Below are 21,585 nucleotides of genomic sequence, written 5' to 3' on the forward strand. Positions count from 1 at the left end.
TGAAGAGCAATCAGCGTTTCGTCAACAGGTTTTTTTACTTCAGTTCGCCGCGCCTTTCGCGCCGCCAACCACCCCTGCCAACCCCGCAACCCTTGTCCCGCCTGCTTTGCAGCGCGGTAGTTGTGTTGCGAGGGGGCGAATCTTAAGGGGATCAACCCAACTTGGCAACAGCTTTGTCACACAAGTATGAGAGAGGTTTTTGGCGATCGAAATCAACCCATTGATCTATAAAGAAAATATGCCCTTTCCAGCCGCATCGGGAAGATGAGTACCCGATAAGGTTACTCGGGTATTTACCTATCAAGTTTTCAGCAATGCTGGAAATTGGCCGCGCGCTTCTCCACAAATGCGGCCATTCCCTCCTTCTGGTCCTCAGTCGCGAAGGTCGAGTGGAACAGGCGGCGCTCAAGGTGAACACCTTCGGAAAGACTCGTCTCGTAAGCGGCGTTGATCGACTCCTTGATCATCATGACCACTGGCAGCGAGAAGCCGGCGATGGTCTCGGCGGCGGCCAGGGCGTCGTCGAGCAGTTTGTCGGCCGCAACCACGCGCGACACCAGGCCTGCACGCTCGGCTTCCGCCGCATCCATCATGCGCGCGGTCAGGCACAGGTCCATGGCCTTTGCCTTGGACACGGCGCGCGGCAGGCGCTGGGTGCCGCCGGCCCCGGGCATCGTGCCCAGCTTGACTTCCGGCTGGCCGAAGCGGGCGCTATCGGCCGCGATGATGATGTCGCACATCATGGCCAGTTCGCAGCCACCGCCCAGCGCGTATCCCGCTACCGCCGCGATCACCGGCTTGCGGACGCGGCGGATAGCCTCCCAATTCCGCGTGATGTAGTCCCCCTTGTACACATCCATATAGGAGTACTTGGCCATCATGCCGATATCCGCGCCCGCGGCAAAGGCACGCTCGCTGCCGGTAATCACGATGCTGCCGATGGCCTCATCGGCATCAAAGGCAAGCAGGGCCGCGCCCAGTTCATCCATCAGCGCGTCGTTAAGCGCGTTCAGGGCCTTCGGGCGATTCAACGTCACCAGGCCTACGCGGCCGCGCGTCTCCACCAGAATGTTCTCGTACGACATGTGCTCTCCTCTTGGAAGTGGATCGATTCGTTACCCAGCGAGACAATACTCGCGCGTGGAAATTAGTGCTACCATTCGCCGACCGACTGGTCGGTTTATTTAAACGGCGCTCCGCTTCCGTCTATATATAAGGGAGCGCCGGCGTACCACCAGACATAGCAGCCACAAACATGGCAGGAGACAAAGATGCCAGAAATGCCCCCACAGGTCAGCCTGACTTCCGGCCCGATACTGCTCGCATGGCACGGCCAGGTAGCGGTTATCACGCTCAATCGCCCCGACAAGCTCAATAGCTTCACCCGCGAGATGCACGCCGTGCTGCAGCAGGCGCTCGACCATGTCGAGGCCGGCGGCGCGCGGTCCTTGCTGCTGACCGGCGCAGGGCGTGGCTTCTGCGCGGGACAGGATTTGGCCGACCTGGATTTCACACCCGGTGCGATGACGGATCTGGGCGAATTGATCGATGTGTGGTTCAACCGCTTGATCCGGCGCCTGCAAAAATTGCCGCTGCCCGTGATCGCCGCTGTCAACGGCACGGCGGCCGGCGCGGGTGCCAACCTTGCCCTGGCCTGCGACATGGTGCTGGCGGCGCGCTCCGCCAGCTTCATCCAGGCTTTCGTCAAAATCGGGCTGGTCCCGGATTCCGGCGGCACCTGGCTGCTCCCCAAACGCATCGGCATGGCGCGCGCCATGGGCCTGGCCATGACGGGCGACAAGCTCAGCGCGGAAGAGGCCGAGAAATGGGGGCTGATCTGGGAGGCGATGGACGACCCCCTGCTGCCCGAGCAAGCGCTGGCCCTGTCCACCCACCTGGCGGCTCAGCCGACGCGGGCGTTGGCAGCCATCAAGCAGGCGATGTACGCCGGCGCAAGCCAGGGGCTCGACGTCCAGCTCGACCTGGAACGCGACCTGCAGCGCGAACTGGGCGCCTCGCATGACTATGCCGAGGGAGTGAACGCCTTCCTGGAAAAGCGCGCGCCGCGCTTCACCGGCCGCTAAGGCCGGCCCCCACCGGTAATCCACCCTCCCCGCCCCCGACAGGAGACCAGCTTGACCCACAATCCCCAGGCCCTTGCCGAAGCGGCCGCCGCCAGCATGTACGAAGCCGATGCCTGCAGCCGCTGGCTGGGCATTACCCTTGAGGCCGTACGGCCCGGCTACGCGCGCCTGTCCATGCCGGTACGGCAGGAGTTCCTCAACGGCCACGGCATCTGCCACGGCGGCCTGATGTTCACGCTGGCCGATTCGACCTTTGCCTTCGCCTGCAACAGTCACAATATCAACACGGTGGCCGCGGGCTGCAGCATCGAATTCCTCAAACCCGTACACGATGGCGACGTGCTGACCGCCGAAGCCACGGAACAGGTCCTGTCGGGCAGGCATGGCATCTACGATATCCGCGTAATCAACCGTGCGGGCGAAGTGGTGGCGATGTTCCGCGGCAAGTCCGCCCAGATCAAGGGGCATGTGGTTACCCCGCCGGAACCGGCGTGAATCCATCGACATAGACACACCAATACATAAGCCCCCACGCGCAGGAGACACTATGACGCGCCTGACAGATCTGCCGCTCGATCCGATCGAGACCGCCAGCCGCGACGAATTGCAGGCCTTGCAGCTGGAACGCCTGAAATGGTCGCTCAACCACGCCTACCAGAACTCGCCGGTCTACCGTGCCAAGTTCGACGCCGCCGGCGTGCATCCGGACCAGGTGCGGACCCTGGCCGACCTCGCCCGCTTTCCCTTCACCACCAAGCAGGACCTGCGCGACAACTATCCGTTCGGCATGTTTGCCGTGCCGCAGGACCGTGTGGCGCGCATCCATGCCTCGTCGGGCACGACCGGCAAGCCCACGGTGGTGGGCTATACGCTGAAGGACATCGACACCTGGGCCACGGTGATGGCGCGTTCGATCCGCGCGGCAGGAGCCCGGCGCGGCGACAAGGTGCATATCAGTTATGGCTACGGGCTGTTCACCGGCGGCCTGGGCGCGCACTATGGAGTGGAAAAAGCGGGGCTCACAGCGATCCCCTTCGGCGGCGGCCAGACCGAGCGGCAGGTTCAGCTGATACAGGATTTCAAGCCCGAAGTGATCATGGTCACGCCCAGCTATATGCTGGCCATCGCGGACGAATTCGAGCGCCAGGGCATCGATCCCGCGTCCACCTCGCTTCGGGTCGGCATCTTCGGCGCCGAACCCTGGACGCCCGAGATGCGCCTGGCCATCGAGAAGCGCATGGGCATCTCGGCGGTGGATATCTATGGGTTGTCGGAAGTGATGGGGCCGGGTGTGGCCAACGAGTGCGCCGAGACCAAGGACGGCCCGACCATCTGGGAAGATCATTTCTATCCGGAAGTGATCGATCCGGTCACTGGCGAAGTCCTGCCCGATGGCGAGTTTGGCGAACTGGTCTTCACCTCGCTATCCAAGGAGGCGCTGCCGATCATCCGCTACCGGACCCGTGACCTGACCCGCCTGCTGCCCGGCAGCGCCCGCCCGGCCTTCCGCCGGATGGAAAAAATCACCGGCCGCTCCGACGACATGATGATCGTTCGGGGCGTCAATGTGTTCCCCTCGCAAATCGAGGAACTGATCCTCAAGCATGCTGAACTGGCGCCGCACTACCAGTGCGTGCTGAGCAAGGACGGCCATCTCGATGTGCTGACCGTGCGCGTGGAATGCGCGCATGGCGTCGATCCTGCGGCCGCGCAGCAGGCCAACAAGCAGCTGACCTACGACATCAAGGCCTATATCGGCGTCACCGTCAGCATCGAGATCCTGCCCTCCGGTGGCGTGGAGCGCTCCGTGGGCAAGGCGCGGCGCATCGTCGACCAGCGCCCGCGCTGAAAGCCCGTGGCCGGCCAGGACTGGCCGGCCGGCGGCCTAGCTACGCGGCATCAGCACCCACATGCGCCCGCCCTGCTTCATGCGGCCGGCGGTTTCGCCCGCCGCATCCCCGGCGCCCCAGAAGAAGTCAGCGCGCACGCCCCCCTTGATGGCGGTCCCCGTATCCTGCGCGAACATCAGGCGCTGGATCGGCTCGGTGGAGAGCGGCCTGGTGGTGGAGAGGAAGACCGGCACGCCCAGCGGAATGGTGGCGGGATCTACCGCGATGGAGCGCTCCGCAGTCAGGGGCACGCCCAGTGCGCCGACCGGCCCATCGTTGTTGGCCGGCAGCTCACGGAAAAACACAAAGCGCGGATTGACGTTGAGCATTTCCTCGACGCGGCCCGGATTGGCGCGCGCCCAGGCCTTGATGCCCTGCATGGTGGCCTGCGCCGGCGTGATCTCGCCACGGTCGAGCAGCCACTTGCCGAAGGAGCGGAACGGCTGGTCATTGGTACCGCCGAAGCCCACCCGCATGACGCTGCCGTCCTGCAGGCGGATCCGGCCTGAGCCCTGGATCTGCAGGAAGGCGGCTTCCACGGGATCGTCCACCCAGACCAGCTCCTGGCCGCGCAGCGCCGGGTTCTGCAGCAGTTCGGCGCGCGCCGGCAGCGGCCGGTTGGCCCATTGGGGCGGCTTGCGGTACAGCGGGATCTGGTACTGGCCCTGGCGCGTGCGCGCGCCATGCAGGATCGGCTCGTAATAGCCGGTGATCAGCCCGCTGTCGGTGCCGTCGCCGTTGACCACGCGGAAGGGCTGGAAGTTGGATTCGAAGTAGGCGCGCATGGCGCCCAGGTCGCCGGCATCGACCAGCATGCCAAGCGCACAAACGCGGTTCCATTCGGCGCGCTTCTTCAAGGCCTGGCAGCTGGCCTGCAGCGCCGGCCAGGCGGCGCGCACGTCGTCCTGGCCCCAGCCCCCGATCTCGTTCCAGTTGGCGGCCTGCAGGACGCCCTTCTGCGTGGAACCGGTCGGCGGTGTCACGGGCCGCGTCCCGGGCCCCTCGACGCGGGGCGGCGGACCGCTCATGCAGCCGGCCAGCAGCGAGGCCGCGGCGGCCAGCCCCAGCCAGCCGAGCCGGCACCCRCCGGCCTCCTTGCGTGCCTGTGCGGCCGAGGCCCGGGGGGGAGAAAATGGAAAACGGAAAAAGGAATGCAGGTATGCCATCTTGATTGGATGAAAACTCAGCTTGTCGCGGATGCAGCGGATGCCACGGCCAGCCGTGGCGGGCTATGGCCTACAATGCCCACCGTCGCCTCCACGTAGCCCTGTCGCCCTGTCATGAGCAAGTTTTTCGAAGCCCATCCCATGCTGCTGTTCGCCCTTGAGGCCGGACTGGCGCTCTTCCTGCTGATCTTTATCGTGCTCTGGACCATGGGCACGGCCAAGAAAAACCCGCGCCCAAGCCGCGCTCCGGACAATCATCCTTCACGTGCCGGCCAGGACGCTGCCCATACCCGACAGGATCAGGACCGCACGCCGGGCCAATAGGTTCCGCGCCGCGCCGGCGGGCAGCCTTGCACGCATTGCAGCCCGGCCCCGCCCCGGCGGGCGCGCCTCAATGCAGCATGCGCGGCAGGACCAGCGCAAACTCCGGAATCGGCACCTCGAAGCGATGACCATCCTCGGCCACGCAGAAATACTCTCCCTTCATCGAGCCCACCGGCGTCGAGATGGTGGCCCAGCTGGTGTATTCGAAATGCTCGCCCGGCTTGAGCAGCGGCTGGTGCCCRACCACGCCAAGGCCGGCCACTTCCTGGGTACCATTGTCGCTATCGGTAATGACCCAGTGGCGCGAGATCAACTGCGCCGCCACCTCGCCGGTATTGTGGATCGTGATGGTGTAGGCGAAGGCATGGCGCCCCCGCTCGGGGTCTGACTGGTCGGTCAGGTACTGGGTCCGTACAGCCACGGAAAACGCGTATTCGCTCATTGTCGGCACATCGCAGGCGGGATCAGGGTAGCCGCATTGTGCGGCAAGGCTCCGGGGGCGGCAAGCAAAGCCGCCGCGAGTTGCCCGCCTGCGGGCAGCGCCACGCTGCGCGGGGAGGGTAAAATACCGCCTTCCCCTTGAAGCACCCTCCTCCGAGCCCCGCCATGAGCACGCCCACCTACCGCATCGCCCCGTCCATCCTGTCCGCCGACTTTGCCCGCCTGGGCGAGGAAGTGCGGCGCGTGACCGCGGACGGCGCCGACTGGATCCATTTCGACGTGATGGACAACCATTACGTGCCGAACCTGACCGTGGGCCCGCTGGTGTGCGAGGCGATCCGCCCGCATGTGACCGCCCCGATCGACGTGCACCTGATGGTGCGCCCGGTGGACCGCATCGTCCCGGACTTCGCCAAGGCCGGCGCCAATATCATCTCCTTCCACCCGGAGGCCAGCGACCATATCGACCGCACGCTGTCGCTGATCCGCGATCATGGCTGCCAGGCGGGTCTGGTGTTCAACCCGGCCACGCCGCTGCACCATCTGGACCACGTGATGGACCGCATCGACCTGATCCTGCTGATGTCGGTCAACCCCGGCTTCGGCGGCCAGTCCTTCATTCCCGAAACGCTCAACAAGCTGCGCGAGGCCCGCAAGCGTATCGACGCCTACGCCGAGCGCACCGGCCGTCGCATCCTGCTGCAAGTGGACGGCGGCGTGAAGGTGGACAACATCGCCGAGATTGCCGCGGCCGGCGCCGACACCTTTGTCGCCGGCTCGGCCGTGTTCAGCAAGCCGGACGCCGATGGCGGCTACAAGGGCGTGCTGTCGGCCATGCGCGCCGAACTGGCCAAGGTTGGCCAATGAGCGTGGTCCAGCCTAAACGCACCGACTGGCGCGGTATCCGGGGCGTCATTGTCGACCTGGACGGCACCATGGTGGACACCGCGGGCGACTTCCATGCCGCGGTCAATGCCATGCTCAAGGCGCTGGTCCACCTGCATCCGCAACTCGGCAGCGCCGAGCCGATGGGCAAGGCGGAAATCGTCAGCTTCGTCGGCAAGGGCTCGGAAAACCTGATCCGGTGCGTGCTTGACGCGCGCTTCTCGCCAGCCCACGCCAATGGGATGTTCGCGGATGCGCTGACCCTGTACGACCGCGAATACCTGCGCATCAATGGCCAGTTCTCGCGAGTCTACGCCGGCGTCACCGAGGGGCTGGCGGCGCTGAAGGCAGCAGGCCTGCGGCTGGCCTGCGTAACCAATAAGCCACACAACTTCACCGAGCCGCTACTCGCGAAGACAGGCCTGGGGCGCTTCTTCGAGCTGGTCTACGGTGGCGACGCCTTCGCCCTGCGCAAGCCGGATCCCCTGCCGCTGCTCAAGGTGGCCGATGCGTTCCGGCTGGAGCCGGCCCAGATGGCGGCGATCGGCGACTCGGAAAACGATGCGCAGGCAGCGCGCGCGGCGGGCATGGGAGTGCTCCTGGTGCCCTATGGCTACAACCATGGCAATCCTGTACAAGGCGTCGACGCCGATGGTATAGTCGATTCCATTGTCCTGGCTGCGGAGCTTTTTGCGGCACATCGGACATGACCCTGGCGGCCACGGCCGTCGGACACCAGCATCGCCAAACACCCAAACCATAAATCGCTGAACACGATTTCATGTTTCTGAACCGCAAACGCATCTCTTCTGGCAGTGATCGGCAGGCCTGGCCCTGGCGTCGCTGGCGCGCCTCCCAACAGGCGTAAAGTGCGTTCGCGAGTCTCCTGACCGCCCCCTTCCCGCATCCCCGCGATGCATCCGTACCAGGATGGGGCCGGCCAGACCGGCAGGTTGCCGGACCCTCACTGATTTTCCAGCCGCCCGACATCCCAGCCTTGCGCCGGTGTCACCCGAACGCGCTGCACGCCCACCCCGGCCGTGCGTGGACACTCGTCCGCGCCATGGTCTCTCCGGGGCGGGTCTGACGACCTTCCAGCCCCAAGTTGCCGACATCGCGGCGTGCGCCATACTGATACGCAGGCGCCGCAGCACAAGAGGATCGACATGACCGAACTGGAATTCAAATCGCTGGCCGAGCAGGGCTACAACCGCATCCCGCTGATCGCCGAAGCCTTCGCCGACCTGGAAACGCCGCTGTCGCTGTACCTGAAGCTGGCGCAGTCGCAAACGCGCGGGGTCAACACCTTCCTGCTGGAATCCGTGGTGGGCGGCGAGCGCTTCGGCCGCTACTCCTTTATCGGCCTGCACGCCCGCACCCTGCTGCGCGCCCACGGCATGCGCACCGAAGTGGTCACCGACGGCCGCGTGGTGGAAACCCATGAAGGCAACCCGCTCGACTTCATCGCCGATTTCGAGAAGCGGTTCAAGGTGGCGCTGCGCCCCGGCCTGCCGCGCTTCTGCGGCGGCCTGGCTGGCTACTTCGGCTACGATGCCGTGCGTTATATCGAAAAGAAGCTGGCCAACACGCAAAAGCCGGACGATCTGAATCTGCCTGACATCCAGCTGCTGCTGTGCGAAGAGCTGGCGGTAATCGACAACCTGTCAGGCAAGCTCTACCTGATCGTCTACGCCGACCCGACCACGCCAGAGGCCTACGCCCGTGCCCGCCAGCGCCTGCGCGAGCTGCGCATGAAGCTGCGCCAGCCGGTGGATGTGCCGATCACCAGCCCCTCGGTGCAGACCGACGTCTACCGCGAGTTCGACAAGGCCGATTACCTCACCGCCGTGCACAAGGCCAAGGAGTACATCATGGCCGGCGACATGATGCAGGTGCAGATCGGCCAGCGCCTGGTCAAGCCGTACCGCGACTCGCCGCTGACGCTGTACCGCGCGCTGCGCTCGCTGAATCCGTCGCCCTATATGTACTTCTACAACTTTGGCGACTTCCAGATCGTGGGCGCCTCGCCCGAGATCCTGGTGCGGCAGGAAACCCGCCGGGTTGGCAGCAATGGCGACCAGCGCGAGGATCACATCGTCACCATCCGTCCGCTGGCCGGCACCCGCCCGCGCGGCAACACGCCGGAAAAGGACGCGCAGCTCGCCACCGAACTGCTCAACGACCCGAAGGAAATCGCCGAGCACGTGATGCTGATCGACCTGGCGCGCAACGATATCGGCCGCATCGCCGAGACCGGCTCGGTCAAGGTCACCGACCAGATGGTGATCGAGAAGTACTCCCACGTGCAGCACATCGTCAGTTCCGTGGAAGGCACGCTCAAGCCCGGCATGAGCAACCTGGACGTGCTGCGCGCCACCTTCCCGGCCGGCACGCTGTCGGGCGCGCCCAAGGTGCATGCGATGGAGATCATCGACGAACTGGAGCCGCGCAAGCGTGGCATCTATGGCGGCGCGGTGGGCTACCTGTCCTTCGGCGGCGAAATGGACCTGGCGATCGCCATCCGCACCGGCATCGTCAAGGACGGCAATCTCTATGTGCAGGCCGCCGCCGGCATCGTTGCGGACTCGGACCCCGAAGCCGAATGGAGGGAAACCGAAGCCAAGGCGCGCGCCGTGATCCGCGCCGCCGAGCAGGTCCAGGACGGCCTGGATTCGGATATCTAAGGTAAAGGGAACAGGGGAACCGCCATGCTGCTGATGATCGACAACTACGATTCGTTTACCTACAACCTCGTCCAGTACTTCGGCGAACTCGGCGCCGACGTGCGCACCTATCGCAACGACGAAATCACGCTGGAAGAGATCGAGGCGCTCAGGCCCGACCATATCTGCGTCTCGCCCGGCCCGTGCAGCCCGAAGGAAGCCGGTATCTCCGTGGCGACGCTGCAGCACTTTGCCGGCCGCATCCCGATGCTGGGCGTGTGCCTGGGCCACCAGGCCATCGGCGAGGCCTTCGGCGGCAAGGTGATCCGCGCCAAGCAGGTCATGCACGGCAAGGTCAGCCGCATCGAGACCACGCAGGAAGGCGTCTTCGCCGGCCTGCCCAAGCATTTCGACGTGACGCGCTATCATTCCCTGGCGATCGAGCGCGAGACATTGCCGGATTGCCTGGAAGTGACCGCCTGGACACCGGATGGCGAAATCATGGGTGTGCGCCACAAGACGCTAGCCGTCGAGGGCGTGCAGTTCCATCCCGAGTCCATCCTGTCCGAGCATGGCCATGCGCTGCTGGCCAACTTCATCAAGGCGCCGCGATGAGACTGCTCGATACGCCGAACGCGCCCGCGCCATCAAATATCAAGACGGAAACCGCCATGTCCATCACGCCCCAGGAAGCCCTGACCCGCTGCATCGAACACCGCGAGATCTTCCATGACGAGATGCTGCACCTGATGCGGCAGATCATGCAGGGCCAGATGTCGCCGGTGATGGCGGCGGCCATCCTGACCGGGCTGCGCGTCAAGAAGGAGACCATCGGCGAGATCTCGGCGGCGGCGCAGGTGATGCGCGAGTTCGCCAACAAGGTGCCCGTCAAGGACCGCGAGAACTTCGTCGACATCGTCGGCACCGGTGGCGATGGCTCGCACACCTTCAATATCTCCACGGCGTCGATGTTCGTCGCCTCCGCCGCCGGCGCGCGCATCGCCAAGCACGGCAACCGCGGCGTCAGCTCCAAGTCGGGCAGCGCCGACGTGCTGGAAGCGCTGGGCGTCAATATCATGCTGACGCCGGAACAGGTCGGCGCGTGCATCGAGCAGACCGGTATCGGCTTCATGTTCGCGCCCACCCATCACCCGGCCATGAAGAACGTGGCGCCGATCCGCAAGGAAATGGGCGTGCGCACCATCTTCAATATCCTGGGCCCGCTGACCAATCCGGCAGACGCGCCCAATATCCTGATGGGCGTGTTCCACCCCGACCTGGTCGGCATCCAGGTGCGCGTGATGCAGCGCCTGGGCGCCAGGCATGCACTGGTGGTCTACGGCAAGGACGGCATGGACGAAGTCTCACTGGGCGCCGCCACGCTGGTGGGCGAACTGAAGGACGGCGAGGTGCGCGAGTACGAGATCCACCCCGAGGACTTCGGCCTGCAGATGATCTCCAATCGCGGCCTGAAGGTGGCTGATGCCACCGAGTCCAAGGAGATGCTGCTCGAAGCACTGACCGACGTGCCAGGCACTCCGCGCGAGATCGTCACGCTCAATGCCGGCACCGCGCTATACGCGGCCAATGTGGCCACCTCGATCGAGGACGGCATCCAGCGCGCGCGCGAAGCCATCGCCAGTGGCGCGGCGCGCGAGAAGCTCAACCAGTTCGTGCGCGCCACGCAGCAGTTCAAATAAGCCGGCCCCGTAGCCCATCCGTCGAGCGAGAGAATTACCGCATGTCCGATATCCTGCAGAAGATCCTGGCCGTGAAGGCCGACGAAGTGAACGCGGCGCGCAAGAAGCGCGACCTGCCCAGCTTGCGCGCCGAGGCCGAGAGCCTGCGCGGCGAGCCGGGCCTGGCGCCGCGCGGCTTTGAGCGCGCGCTGCGCGAAAAGATCGCCGCCGGTGACGCCGGGGTGATCGCCGAAGTGAAGAAAGCCTCCCCCTCCAAAGGCGTGCTGCGCGAGAATTTCGTGCCGGAGGCGATTGCCGAGAGCTATGCCAGCCATGGCGCGGCCTGCCTGTCAGTGCTGACCGACGTGAATTTCTTCCAGGGCCACGCCGACTTCCTCAAGCGCGCCCGCGGCGCCTGCCCGCTGCCGGCTCTGCGCAAGGACTTCATGATCGACCTCTACCAGGTCTATGAAGCCCGCACCTGGGGCGCCGACGCCATCCTGCTGATCGTGTCCGCGCTCGACCACGGCCTGATGGCGGAACTCGAAGCCTGCGCCCATGAGCTTGGCATGGACGTGCTGGTGGAAGTGCACGGCGGCGAAGAGCTGGATGCCGCGCTGCGCCTGAAGACGCCGCTGCTGGGCGTGAACAACCGCAACCTGCGCACGTTCGAAGTCACGCTCGACAACACGCTGGACCTGCTGCCGCGCATCCCGGAAGACCGCCTGGTGGTGACCGAATCCGGCATTCTCGGCCCGGACGACGTGCAGCGCATGCGCGACGCCAATGTGCATGCATTCCTGGTGGGCGAGGCCTTCATGCGCGCGCCCGACCCCGGTGCCGAGCTGGCACGCCTGTTTGCCTGAGCGGGAAGCACACACCAAAATGGCCCAGGAAATCGAACTCAAACTGGCGGTGCCGGACGGCGCCATGCCGGCGCTCGCGGCCTGGCTGGATGCGCAAGGCCAGGCGCGCGGCGAGCACACCCTGCTCAATGTCTACCTCGACACCCCCGCGCGCGACCTGGCCGGCGCCCGTGCCGCCCTGCGGCTGCGCCGCCACGGCGAGCAATGGCTGCAGACCTTGAAGACCGCCGGCAAGAGCGAGGCCGGCATGGCCACCCGCCACGAGTGGGAAACCAAGGTGGCCGCCGAAGCCATCGAACTCGACGCCTTCCCGGCCGAAGCCCGCGCCTTGCTGACGCCGCTCGCCGCAACACTGGCGCCGGTATTCCGCACCGATTTCGCGCGGCGCACCTGGCTGGTCGAACAGGATGGCGTTCGTATCGAGGCCGCACTCGACGTCGGAACGATTTCGGCGCCGGCGAGCGCCGAGCAAGAGACGATCCGGGAACTGGAGCTTGAGTGGCTTCCCGGCGATGCCGGACAGGCGCCCACGCAGCAACAAGCCGAGGCCGCGCTGCGCGCACTGGCGTTGCGCCTCCAGCATGTCGCGCCCCTTAAGCCGTCCGACCAGAGCAAAGCCGCACGCGGCTACCGGCTCGCGGCCGGAGCGGGCCGCGCCTGACGTCGCGCCGGCGCCCTCCTCGGCCCCTCCCAACAAAGAACCAGGTATTCCTCCAGCATGAGCAAGCACAACAGCGTACAGGCCGACCTGTTCGCAGCCCCGGCCGTTGCCGATGCCGCCCCCGCTCCGGCCGCCGCCAGCCTGTCCGCGCAAGCCGCGGCGCTGCCGGCTGCCTGGCGCGAATTGCTGGCCCCCTGCATGAACACGGCCGGCTGGCGGGAACTGGCCAGCTTCGTCGACGGCGAACGTGCCAACGGCAAGCCCGTCTTTCCGCATGAGGTGTTCCACGCCTTGCACCTGACGCCGCCCGAGACCGTCAAGGTGGTCATCCTCGGACAGGATCCCTACCACGGCACTGGCGTGGTCAACGGCAACGAGATTCCGCAGGCGCACGGGCTGGCCTTCTCGGTACCCGACGGCGTGCGCGTGCCGCCCAGCCTGCGCAATATCTTCAAGGAGATCGCCGCGGAATACGGTGACGGCGCCACGGCGGCGCCCACCTCCGGCAACCTGGAAGGCTGGGCGCGCCAGGGCGTGCTGCTGCTCAACACCGTGCTCACGGTGGAGCAAGGCCAAGCCGCCAGCCACGCCAAGCGCGGCTGGGAAGCGATAACGGACTGCCTGATCCAGGGCTTGTCCGCCGCCCGCCCCAACCTGGTCTTCCTGCTGTGGGGCAGCCACGCCCAGGCCAAGAAACCCTTGCTGGCCGGCTCGCACTGCGTTCTGGAAGCGCCGCACCCGTCGCCGCTTTCGGCGCATCGGGGTTTCCTGGGGTGCGGACATTTCCGGCTGGCCAACGACTGGCTGCAGCGGCACGGCGCCGCACCGGTGGATTGGCGCGCCAACTGACCCCGGACGCTAGGCTGTCGGCAGGCAGTCGAAATCGTCGAACTCGCCCGCGCCGGGCAGCGCCACCAGCGCGCTGACCTGCGCGGCTGGCGGCCCGCGCCGCATCCAGGCGCAAAGTGCCTCCAGCCGATCAGGCGGCCCGTAGGCCATCACTTCCACCGAGCCATCCTGCCGGTTGCGCACCCAGCCGCCCAGCCCGAGCGCCCCGGCCTGCCCTGCGCAGGCCGCGCGGTAGCCCACGCCCTGCACCCGCCCCTTGACCACGATGTGCCATGTTTCCATCTGGGTTCCCCTTGCCCGACGCGGCGGCTGAAACAGCCGCGGCATGCATCACAAGTAAACTAGACTGCGATCCCAAGCGTTACCAGTAAGGACACCCCAACACGGGTAACGCCAAAAGCACAACGATGCGCCCGGCGTTGCGGCATCATTGCAAATCCCGCTCTCCGCCAACGCCGGCGCGGCGCCACGCGCGCGCCGCCGATCCATCCAGGCCCCGGGGCCAGCCGGCCCCGCACCGGCAACCGCTCAACGATCCACTGTCAAGATAATGCAGCAAGCCGAACACGACCAGGCCAGCTCGGTCACACTCCGAGGCTATGCCAGCCAGTTGCTGACCGCGCCGCCGAACCGATTCGACCTGGCGCTGCTGCCCATCATCCTGGCGGTGATCGTGCTGGTGGCCTTTGCCGCCCGGCAAATGAACGTGCCCTACCAGCCCGGCGAGCCGCTGGCGGTGCATCTGGACATCGCCTACCTGCCGTATTACCTGATGCGCACCAGCATCCGCATGCTGGTGGCGCTGATGGCGTCGCTCCTGTTCACCTTTGCCTTTGCCGCGCTGGCCTCCAAGAACCGCACCGCCGAGAAAGTGATGGTCCCGGCGCTGGACATTCTGCAATCGATTCCGGTGCTGGGCTTCCTGTCGATCACCGTGACCGGTTTCATCGCGCTGTTCCCCGGCAGCCTGGTAGGCGTCGAGTGCGCCGCCATCTTCGCCATCTTCACCTCGCAGGCCTGGAATATGGCGTTCAGCCTGTACCAGTCGATCCGCACCATTCCGACCGACCTGGTGGAAGCGGCCGCCATGTTCCGGCTCTCGGCGTGGCAGAAATTCTGGCGCCTCGAAGTGCCCTTCGCCATGCCGGGCCTGCTGTGGAACATGATGATGTCGATGTCCGGCGGCTGGTTCTTCGTGGTGGCTTCCGAGGCCATCTCGGTGTCGGGCAACGACATCCGGTTGCCGGGCATCGGCTCCTACATCGCGCTGGCGATCCAGCAGCAAGACCTGGCGGCGATCGGCTGGGCCATCCTGGCCATGCTGATCGGCATCGTGCTCTATGACCAGTTGTTCTTCCGTCCGCTGATCGCCTGGGCCGACCGCTTCCGCTTCGAGACCATGGCACAGGAAAGCGAGCCGCAATCGTGGCTGCTCAACCTGCTGCGCCGCTCGGAATGGGTGCGCATGCTGCTGGGCCGCACGGCAGCGTTGGCGGAACGCACGCTGGCCTGGCGCTCGGGCCGCAAGGCAGTGGACCCCAAAGCCAGCGATGACCGGCGCGCGCTGTGGTTCGAGCGCCTGAGCAATCTCGTCATCATCCTGATCGCGGTGGCGGCCTTGTATCGCGTGATGCATTTCGTGCGTACGGAGGTGGGCTGGGCGGAGGTGGGCCATGTGCTGTGGCTGGGCTCGCTGACGATGGTGCGGGTGATCGTGCTGATCGCGCTGGCGGCGGTGATCTGGGTGCCGATCGGCATCCGCATCGGCCTGAACCCGAAGGTGGCGCGCATCGCGCAGCCGGTGGCGCAGTTCCTGGCCGCCTTCCCGGCCAACCTGATGTTCCCGCTGGTGGTGATGCTGATCGTGCGCTTCGGCCTGAACCCCGAAATCTGGCTGAGTCCGCTGATGATTTTCGGCACGCAGTGGTACATCCTGTTCAACGTGATTGCCGGCGCCTCCGGCATCCCCACCGAACTCAAACTGGCGGCGCGCAACTTTGGCCTGCGCGGCTGGCTGTTGTGGAAGCGCTTCCTGATCCCGGCCGTGTTCCCCAGCCTGCTGACCGGCCTGGTGACCGCGGCGGGCGGCTCATGGAATGCGAGTATCGTCTCCGAATACGTCACCTGGGGCGACCGCACGCTGGTCGCCACCGGCCTGGGCAGCTATATCGCGGAAATGACCGCCAAGGGCGACTTTCCCCGCATCGCGCTGGGCATCGGCGTGATGGCGGTGTTCGTGGTGGGCTTCAACCGCCTGCTGTGGAACCGCCTGTACCTGCTCGCGCAGGAACGCACGCGCCTCTGACCCGCACAAGCCGCACAAGCCATACAAGCCGTACAGGCGGCAAAGCCCTGAACTCGAACGGAACATCATCATGGCAAGCCCCATCGCAAACGCAGTCGAATCCGTCATCGAACTGCGCGGCGTCTCGAAAATCTTCCGCACCGCGGACCGTACCGACCGCGCGGTGCTCGAAGGCGTGGACCTGACCCTCAAGCGCGGCGAGATCGTCGCCATGCTGGGCAAGTCCGGTTCGGGCAAGTCCACGCTGCTGCGCATCATGGCCGGGCTGGTAGGCGCGGATCGCGGCCAGGTGCATTTTCGCGGGCAGCCGTTGCGCGGCACGGCCGAAGGCATCGCCATGGTGTTCCAGTCGTTCGCGCTGTTCCCGTGGCTGACCGTGCAGCAGAACGTGGAACTGGGGCTGGAAGCCCAGGGCGTGCACAAGGAGGAGCGCGGCCGCCGGGCCGAGGCGGCGATCGACATGATTGGCCTGTCGGGCTTCAACAGCGCGCTGCCGCGCGAACTCTCCGGCGGCATGCGCCAGCGCGTCGGCATTGCCCGCGCGCTGGTGACCGAACCCGACCTGCTGCTGATGGACGAAGCCTTTTCCGCGCTCGACGTGCTGACCGGCGAGACCCTGCGCGACGAGATGCTCGACCTGTGGGAAGACGGCCGCACCAATATCAAGTGCATCCTGATCGTCTCGCACAATATCGAAGAAGCGGTGATGATGGCCGATCGCATCGTAGTCCTGTCGAGCGATCCGGGCCGCATCCGCGCCGAGGTGAAGATCCCGTTCCCGCGCCCGCGCAACCGCGATTCGGCGCAGGTACGCGCGCTGATCGACGAGGTCTACACGCTGATGACGTCGCCCGCGGCGCTTGAGCCACGCGCGCCCGCGCTGGCGGCGGCCCAGGACATCGGCTACCGCCTGCCGGACGCCGACATCAGCCAGATGGAGGCCATTCTCGACCTGCTCTGCGAAGCGCCTTTCTTCGGCCGGGCCGACCTGCCGCACCTGGCCGAGGAAGCCAGCCTCACCGACGATGACCTGCTGCCCGCCTGCGAGGCCCTGCACCTGCTGAAGCTGGCGACCATCGAACGCGGCGACATCAACGCCACCGACCTCGGCCGCGCCTACTACGAGACGGAGCCACCGGAGCGCAAGGTGCTGTTCGGCAGGCAACTGCTGCAACACGTGGCACTGGCCGCGCACATCCGCCGCGAGCTCGAACAGTCCGAGGACGGCGAGATCCGCGAAGAACACGTGCTGCGGGAACTCGAGGCTTTCCTCAAACCGGAAGAAGCCAAGCGCGTGCTGACCATCGGCATCGAATGGGGGCGCTACGGGGAGGTCTATGAATACAGCTACAACAGCGGCATGCTGACGCTGCCGCGGGAAGAGCAGCCGGCGCCGGGCGCGGGCACGGACACCCAGCCCTGATTGCGTTTGGCCCGGCGGCCCGGTAGCCTAGCGCTCCCGCATCGCGCGGCCGATCGCGCCGGTGCGCAGGGCGATCTTTGCGGTGTCCTCGCGCAACGCGCGCAGGCGGCGCTCCAGGACGGCATTGGCGGTGCGGCCGGTTGAGCTGGCCGTACTGGCGGTGCCGCCGGCTTCGCTGGCAGCGCGTGTCAGCTCGCCCGACGCTGCGGCATGCACCAGCACATCGGCGCGGCGGCGGTCGGCCGAATCGGCCAGGCGGGCACGGCGCTCGCTGGCGTCTTCGGACGGCGGCGGCGCATCGGCGGTGGCCGCGGCAAGCGCCAGGTCGGCGGTCCGGGCCGCATGGGCATCGGAGACGCTGGCGGCTACGCCCGCAACGGCGACCCCGGCAGCGCCTGCCATCGCGGCGCCGGTGCTCTCGTTGGCCACGTCAGCCGCCTTCGGTTCCTTTACCGCCGCCTTGCCCTTCGCCGGACGAATGAATCCCGCGCCACGCCCGCCGAAGCGATCGCCCTCGGCCAGCCTTTCACTGGCCAGTTGCAGACTGTGAACAGCGGCATCGGTGGCCTGGCGGATAGCGCTTTCGGCGGCCGGCAAATCCAGCTCGCCATAATGCTCGCGCACCTGGATGCGTGCCGCGGCCACGTGCGCCGCCACCAGGTAGTTCTGCACGATAAAGCGGTTCAGGTTGTCCACCGCGCGATGCCGGCTCTTTGGCTCGTCGAGCATGCGCTGGAACGAACCAATCAGCGCGGACAGGCTGTCCATGAACTGCTTGCGCTGCACCCGGTAGGCAAAATCGTCCTTGGCCACGCGCAGCAGCAGGTCGCGCGTGGCGGCAATGTAGCGGCGGTTGACCTCAAGCACGGTCTCCACCAGCGCGGGCAGCGCGCGGTATTCCCAGCTGGGCAGCACGAAGCTGAACACCGTGGCGATCAGCCCGCCGATCACGGTATCGATCAGCCGCTCGCCAGCCACGGTGGGGCTGCCCGGCATCAGCAGGTTGATCTGGATCAGCACCTGCACGCAGGCCGCCACCGCGGTGTAGCGGTACTTGATGGTGGAAAACGCCGTGCTCGCCACCAGCGCCAGGAACAGCACGCCCAGCAGGATCAGCGGCTGGTGCACAACCCTGAGCACGGCTACCGCGATCACGCAGCCAATCAGCGTGCCGATCAGGCGATCGTTGTAGCGCTGCTTGGTCATGCTGAAGTTGGGCTTCAGGATCACGATGATGGTCAGCAGGATCCAGTAACTGTGCGACACATACGGCAGGTGATCGGCGATCCACAGCCCCGCCCCCACCGCCATGGTGATGCGCACCGCAAAGCGGAAGGCGGGCGATTTCCAGTGCAGGTTGTCGCGCAGCACCTTGAGCTCGTAGCGCTGGCGCGTGAGGAAGGGCGTCATGTCCGGCCCGGGCAGCACCTTGCTGGGCTCCACCGGCGTGCGCGACGCCTCGTGCAGTTGTTCCACCAGCACGATGGCGCCCTTGATCATGTCGAGCGTCTCCGCCACCGCCGTCATCGCCGCGGCGTTGATGTGGTGATGGCGCAGCTGCGCGATCTCGTGCTCGACCGCACGCAGCTCCTGGCGGTAGTCCACGGTGGCGTAGGAAGGCCGGCCACGCGTGATGTCGTAGGCGATCCCTTCCACATCCTTGCACATCAGCTGTACCAGCCGGCTCAGGTGATCGAGCACCGGCGTGCCGGCAAAGGTCTGGCGCAGCAGCGGGTAATCCGTATTGGTGGAAAGGATGTACTCGTACAGGTCCAGCATGCGCAAATGGACCTGCACCAGCAGCCCGTCGTGGGTGGTGGTGTTGCCGCGCAGCACCAGGTCGCGCGCCGCCTGCTGCCGCTCCGCCACCACGATCTGCTGGCGCACCAGCTGGTTGAACTGCGCCTCGTAGTCATTGCCGGCATCGTAAAAGCCCGCCTTGATCTGGAGGTAGCCCGCCATCTCGTACAGCGCCTCGGCCAGCACCTGCTGCTTGGTGCGCCGCTGCGTTGCCCAGCTCACCACCATCGCGTAGGCCATGTAGGCCACCGCGCCAATGCCGAACAACAAGGCATGCTCGAACGCGCGCCGCACCACGAAGTCCTCGTTGATGGTCAGCGTCATGACAAACAAGGCCGAGAACTGCAATGGCAGGGTCTTGTTGCCATACACCGTCATCATGCCGGCCATGAAGGTCACCAGTACCAGCACCAGCGGCATCACGCGCGGGAACGGCGTGGCCATGGCCACCAGCAAGGTCACCGCCGTGCACAGCAGCACGCTGGCCAGCATCTCATTGAACTTGTGGCTGAACGGGCTGGGCAGGTCCATCAGGCTGGTGCACAGCGCGCCCATCGACACCACCATGGCGGTGGGCAGGTCCGTGAACTGCATGGCGATCAGCGTGGCGCCGATCACCCCGGTCGCGGAGCGCAGCCCGCGATAGACGTAATGCGAATAGACGAAGGTGCGGGCGTCGTGCGCGTATTGCATGTGGCGGCGTGTGGTCCTTACCGGCCTAGAGGCCCAGCCAGCGCGCGCGCATGGCCTGGCGGCCGCCTTCGGCCGTCACGGTGTACTGCGCCGCCGGCTCGCGCGCGAAGGTCAGCGGCAGCACGTGCAGCTCGTCGCGGCGGAACACGTGGCATTCGGCGCTGTCGCCGGTGCGGTAGCGCGCCAGCAGCTTGTCGAGCTGCCCCGGTGCCACGCGCAGGCCATCCACCGCGGCCAGCAGGTCGCCCGCCGAAAGCCCGGYCGCCTGCGCCGCGCCGCCATCGAGTACCTGGGTCACGCGCACCCAGCCGTCTTCGTTCTTGGTCTTGATGCCGAGCGCGGCGTTGCGCTCCGGCTTGGCCGGCACCGCCTTGATGCCGAAAGGCTTGAACAGCGCCGCCAGCTGCAGCTCGCCGGTGCCCTCGGTCAGCGAGCGCAGCAGCGCGCCCAGGCGCAGGCCGCTGACCTCGTCGAACAAGGCATGCAGCTCCGCCTCGGTGACGCCGCGCTGCTGCGCGCCCGGCGCATAGAAGCCGCTGCCATAGCGCTGCCACAGCGCGCGCATGATGTCGTCGAGCGAGCGCCGGTTGCGGGTCCTGGCGCGGATGGTGAGATCCAGCGCCAGCGCCACCAGCGAACCCTTGGTGTAATAGCTGACGATAGCGTTGGGCGCGTTCTCGTCCTGGCGGTAGTACTTGGTCCAGGCATCGAAAGAGCTTTCGGCCACGCTCTGCTTGGTGCGGCCATTGCCGCGCAGCACGCCGTTCCAGGTCTTGGCCAGCAGCTCCACGTACTGCTTCTCGGTGATGCGGCCGCTGCGCACCAGCATCAGGTCGTCGTAATAGCTGGTGAAACCCTCGAACAGCCACAGCAACGGCGTATAGGTTTCTTCGCGCAGCCGGTACGGCACGAAGGCCGCGKGCTTGACGCGCTTGACGTTCCAGGTGTGGAAATATTCGTGGCTGCACAGCCCGAGGAAGGTGCGGTAGCCCTCGGTGGCCTCCTCCTTGCCAAGCGCCGGCAGGTCCGCGCGCCCGCAAATCAGCGCCGTGCTGGCGCGATGCTCCAGCCCGCCGTAGCCGTCGGTGGTGACCATGGTCATGAACACGTAGCGGCGGTTGCTGTCGAGGAACGGTGCTTTTTCCGTCTTGGGCTCGAACAGCCGGATCTGCGCTTCGCAGATCTGCTTCAGATCGCGGCACACGCGGTCGAGGTCGAGTTGCGGCACGCGGCCCGTGAACACCACGTCGTGCTGGGCGCCGCAGGCCCGGAAGCTGCCCATGGTGAAGTTGCCCATCTCGACCGGGTGGTCGACCAGCTCGTCGTAGTCGGCAACCTGGTAGCGGCCGAAGCCGTAGCGCTTGGCGCCGCCGCGGCCAGCCGCTTCGCGCATGGCGGTGGCGACGCGCCAGCCGGTATAGGCCTCGCCGGCTGGCGCATGAATGTCCACCGTGCAGGGACGATCTTCCTGCCCTTCGGCGCACAGGAACACGGAACTGCCGTTGAAGAATCCGTGGGTGGCGTCGAGGTGCGCGGCGCGCACCGACAGATCCCAGGCGTAGACCTCGTAGCTGAGCGCGAGCGGCCCGTCCACCGGCGCCGCCTGCCAGCTCTGCTTGTCGAGCTTGGCGAGTGCCACCGGCTTGCCGCCGGCATCCGCGCGGATGCGCACGATATTGCGTGCGAAGTCGCGGATCATGTAGCTGCCGGGAATCCACGCCGGCAGGTAGAACTGCTGGCCGGCGGGATCGGGGGCGTCGACCGTGACAGTGACGGCGAACAAGTGCGCTTCGGGTTGAAGCGGGGCGATGGCGTAATGGATCGGCTTCATGAGCGTGATTGTAGCGCCATGCCCGG

Annotated in this window: 20 protein-coding genes; 14 read left to right on the top strand and 6 right to left on the bottom strand. The window is 66.3% G+C overall.

The annotated features are described in order from the left end of the window. Positions 1-308: 308 nt before the first annotated feature. On the bottom strand, positions 309-1,085 hold the full coding sequence (locus AC1DT6_RS06370; RefSeq protein WP_441634115.1) for an enoyl-CoA hydratase: 777 nt from the start codon (positions 1,083-1,085) through the stop codon (positions 309-311). A 195-nt stretch (positions 1,086-1,280) separates the two neighbouring features. Between AC1DT6_RS06370 and paaG the strand changes: the two genes are divergently transcribed. Genes paaG through paaK form a run of 3 tightly spaced genes read left to right on the top strand, consistent with a single transcriptional unit; the run spans position 1,281 to position 3,933 of the window. Beyond that, positions 1,281-2,084, top strand: a complete 804-nt coding sequence (gene paaG / locus AC1DT6_RS06375; protein WP_441634176.1) for a 2-(1,2-epoxy-1,2-dihydrophenyl)acetyl-CoA isomerase PaaG — start codon at positions 1,281-1,283, stop codon at positions 2,082-2,084. A gap of 51 nt (positions 2,085-2,135) precedes the next feature. Then, a complete protein-coding gene (gene paaI / locus AC1DT6_RS06380; protein ID WP_441634117.1) occupies positions 2,136-2,579 on the top strand; it encodes a hydroxyphenylacetyl-CoA thioesterase PaaI in 444 nt (147 codons plus the stop codon). Between the two features lie 52 nt (positions 2,580-2,631). Continuing rightward, the gene (gene paaK / locus AC1DT6_RS06385) at positions 2,632-3,933 is read left to right on the top strand and encodes a phenylacetate--CoA ligase PaaK (protein WP_441634119.1); all 1,302 of its coding nucleotides are present in this window, start codon (positions 2,632-2,634) and stop codon (positions 3,931-3,933) included. Between the two features lie 36 nt (positions 3,934-3,969). Here paaK and mltA read toward each other — a convergent pair whose 3' ends face one another. Beyond that, positions 3,970-5,139 (bottom strand): murein transglycosylase A, encoded by a 1,170-nt coding sequence (gene mltA / locus AC1DT6_RS06390; RefSeq protein ID WP_441634121.1) that lies wholly within the window; start codon positions 5,137-5,139, stop codon positions 3,970-3,972. A gap of 114 nt (positions 5,140-5,253) precedes the next feature. Here mltA and AC1DT6_RS06395 point away from each other — a divergent pair, with 114 nt between their 5' ends. Continuing rightward, the gene (locus tag AC1DT6_RS06395; RefSeq protein ID WP_441634123.1) at positions 5,254-5,463 is read left to right on the top strand and encodes a hypothetical protein; all 210 of its coding nucleotides are present in this window, start codon (positions 5,254-5,256) and stop codon (positions 5,461-5,463) included. Positions 5,464-5,530: 67 nt separating this feature from the next. On the opposite strand, the gene apaG is transcribed toward AC1DT6_RS06395, so the two are convergent. Next, complete coding sequence (gene apaG / locus AC1DT6_RS06400) at positions 5,531-5,905, bottom strand: Co2+/Mg2+ efflux protein ApaG (RefSeq protein ID WP_035872641.1); 375 nt, start codon at positions 5,903-5,905, stop codon at positions 5,531-5,533. Between the two features lie 164 nt (positions 5,906-6,069). On the opposite strand from apaG, the gene rpe reads away from it, so the two are divergent. The 8 genes from rpe (at position 6,070) to AC1DT6_RS06440 (ending at position 13,507) form a co-directional block, all read left to right on the top strand. After that, complete coding sequence (rpe, locus tag AC1DT6_RS06405) at positions 6,070-6,771, top strand: ribulose-phosphate 3-epimerase (RefSeq protein ID WP_045238867.1); 702 nt, start codon at positions 6,070-6,072, stop codon at positions 6,769-6,771. Beyond that, positions 6,768-7,499, top strand: a complete 732-nt coding sequence (gene gph / locus AC1DT6_RS06410; RefSeq protein ID WP_441634128.1) for a phosphoglycolate phosphatase — start codon at positions 6,768-6,770, stop codon at positions 7,497-7,499. Before rpe ends, gph begins: the two co-directional genes overlap by 4 nt. 456 nt (positions 7,500-7,955) lie before the next feature. Next, positions 7,956-9,473 carry an anthranilate synthase component I gene (trpE, locus tag AC1DT6_RS06415; protein ID WP_045238889.1) on the top strand — a complete coding sequence of 506 codons (1,518 nt, stop codon included), beginning with the start codon at positions 7,956-7,958 and terminating at the stop codon, positions 9,471-9,473. Positions 9,474-9,497: 24 nt separating this feature from the next. Beyond that, on the top strand, positions 9,498-10,067 hold the full coding sequence (locus tag AC1DT6_RS06420; protein WP_441634130.1) for an aminodeoxychorismate/anthranilate synthase component II: 570 nt from the start codon (positions 9,498-9,500) through the stop codon (positions 10,065-10,067). A gap of 56 nt (positions 10,068-10,123) precedes the next feature. Further along, positions 10,124-11,152, top strand: coding sequence for an anthranilate phosphoribosyltransferase (gene trpD / locus AC1DT6_RS06425; RefSeq protein WP_477102476.1), 1,029 nt, complete (start codon positions 10,124-10,126; stop codon positions 11,150-11,152). 41 nt (positions 11,153-11,193) lie between these two features. Then, positions 11,194-11,997: an indole-3-glycerol phosphate synthase TrpC gene (trpC, locus tag AC1DT6_RS06430; protein ID WP_441634134.1), complete on the top strand. Its 804-nt coding sequence runs from the start codon at positions 11,194-11,196 to the stop codon at positions 11,995-11,997. A 19-nt stretch (positions 11,998-12,016) separates the two neighbouring features. Then, complete coding sequence (locus tag AC1DT6_RS06435) at positions 12,017-12,658, top strand: CYTH domain-containing protein (protein WP_441634136.1); 642 nt, start codon at positions 12,017-12,019, stop codon at positions 12,656-12,658. 57 nt (positions 12,659-12,715) lie between these two features. Continuing rightward, on the top strand, positions 12,716-13,507 hold the full coding sequence (locus tag AC1DT6_RS06440) for a uracil-DNA glycosylase (RefSeq protein ID WP_441634138.1): 792 nt from the start codon (positions 12,716-12,718) through the stop codon (positions 13,505-13,507). Between the two features lie 9 nt (positions 13,508-13,516). On the opposite strand, the gene AC1DT6_RS06445 is transcribed toward AC1DT6_RS06440, so the two are convergent. After that, positions 13,517-13,789, bottom strand: coding sequence for an acylphosphatase (locus AC1DT6_RS06445; protein WP_441634140.1), 273 nt, complete (start codon positions 13,787-13,789; stop codon positions 13,517-13,519). A 268-nt stretch (positions 13,790-14,057) separates the two neighbouring features. On the opposite strand from AC1DT6_RS06445, the gene AC1DT6_RS06450 reads away from it, so the two are divergent. Both AC1DT6_RS06450 and AC1DT6_RS06455 read left to right on the top strand, forming a co-directional pair. After that, positions 14,058-15,812, top strand: coding sequence for an ABC transporter permease (locus AC1DT6_RS06450; RefSeq protein WP_441634142.1), 1,755 nt, complete (start codon positions 14,058-14,060; stop codon positions 15,810-15,812). Positions 15,813-15,882: 70 nt separating this feature from the next. Continuing rightward, entirely contained in the window at positions 15,883-17,235 is a 1,353-nt protein-coding gene (locus AC1DT6_RS06455; protein WP_441634144.1) for an ABC transporter ATP-binding protein, read from the top strand. A 27-nt stretch (positions 17,236-17,262) separates the two neighbouring features. Here AC1DT6_RS06455 and AC1DT6_RS06460 read toward each other — a convergent pair whose 3' ends face one another. Beyond that, positions 17,263-19,728, bottom strand: a complete 2,466-nt coding sequence (locus AC1DT6_RS06460) for an FUSC family protein (RefSeq protein WP_441634146.1) — start codon at positions 19,726-19,728, stop codon at positions 17,263-17,265. A gap of 25 nt (positions 19,729-19,753) precedes the next feature. Next, complete coding sequence (locus AC1DT6_RS06465) at positions 19,754-21,559, bottom strand: M61 family metallopeptidase (protein ID WP_477114562.1); 1,806 nt, start codon at positions 21,557-21,559, stop codon at positions 19,754-19,756. Positions 21,560-21,585: the final 26 nt, after the last annotated feature.

This window comes from Cupriavidus sp. 01L45 (assembly GCF_056399885.1).

Coding starts and splice junctions, on each gene's coding strand:
- AC1DT6_RS06370 (WP_441634115.1), bottom strand. CDS start 1,085: ATGTCGTACGAGAACATTCTGGTGGAGACGCGCGGCCGCGTAGGCCTG.
- paaG (WP_441634176.1), top strand. CDS start 1,281: ATGCCCCCACAGGTCAGCCTGACTTCCGGCCCGATACTGCTCGCATGG.
- paaK (WP_441634119.1), top strand. CDS start 2,632: ATGACGCGCCTGACAGATCTGCCGCTCGATCCGATCGAGACCGCCAGC.
- AC1DT6_RS06395 (WP_441634123.1), top strand. CDS start 5,254: ATGAGCAAGTTTTTCGAAGCCCATCCCATGCTGCTGTTCGCCCTTGAG.
- rpe (WP_045238867.1), top strand. CDS start 6,070: ATGAGCACGCCCACCTACCGCATCGCCCCGTCCATCCTGTCCGCCGAC.
- gph (WP_441634128.1), top strand. CDS start 6,768: ATGAGCGTGGTCCAGCCTAAACGCACCGACTGGCGCGGTATCCGGGGC.
- trpE (WP_045238889.1), top strand. CDS start 7,956: ATGACCGAACTGGAATTCAAATCGCTGGCCGAGCAGGGCTACAACCGC.
- AC1DT6_RS06420 (WP_441634130.1), top strand. CDS start 9,498: ATGCTGCTGATGATCGACAACTACGATTCGTTTACCTACAACCTCGTC.
- trpD (WP_477102476.1), top strand. CDS start 10,124: ATGTCCATCACGCCCCAGGAAGCCCTGACCCGCTGCATCGAACACCGC.
- trpC (WP_441634134.1), top strand. CDS start 11,194: ATGTCCGATATCCTGCAGAAGATCCTGGCCGTGAAGGCCGACGAAGTG.
- AC1DT6_RS06435 (WP_441634136.1), top strand. CDS start 12,017: ATGGCCCAGGAAATCGAACTCAAACTGGCGGTGCCGGACGGCGCCATG.
- AC1DT6_RS06440 (WP_441634138.1), top strand. CDS start 12,716: ATGAGCAAGCACAACAGCGTACAGGCCGACCTGTTCGCAGCCCCGGCC.
- AC1DT6_RS06445 (WP_441634140.1), bottom strand. CDS start 13,789: ATGGAAACATGGCACATCGTGGTCAAGGGGCGGGTGCAGGGCGTGGGC.
- AC1DT6_RS06450 (WP_441634142.1), top strand. CDS start 14,058: ATGCAGCAAGCCGAACACGACCAGGCCAGCTCGGTCACACTCCGAGGC.
- AC1DT6_RS06455 (WP_441634144.1), top strand. CDS start 15,883: ATGGCAAGCCCCATCGCAAACGCAGTCGAATCCGTCATCGAACTGCGC.
- AC1DT6_RS06460 (WP_441634146.1), bottom strand. CDS start 19,728: ATGCAATACGCGCACGACGCCCGCACCTTCGTCTATTCGCATTACGTC.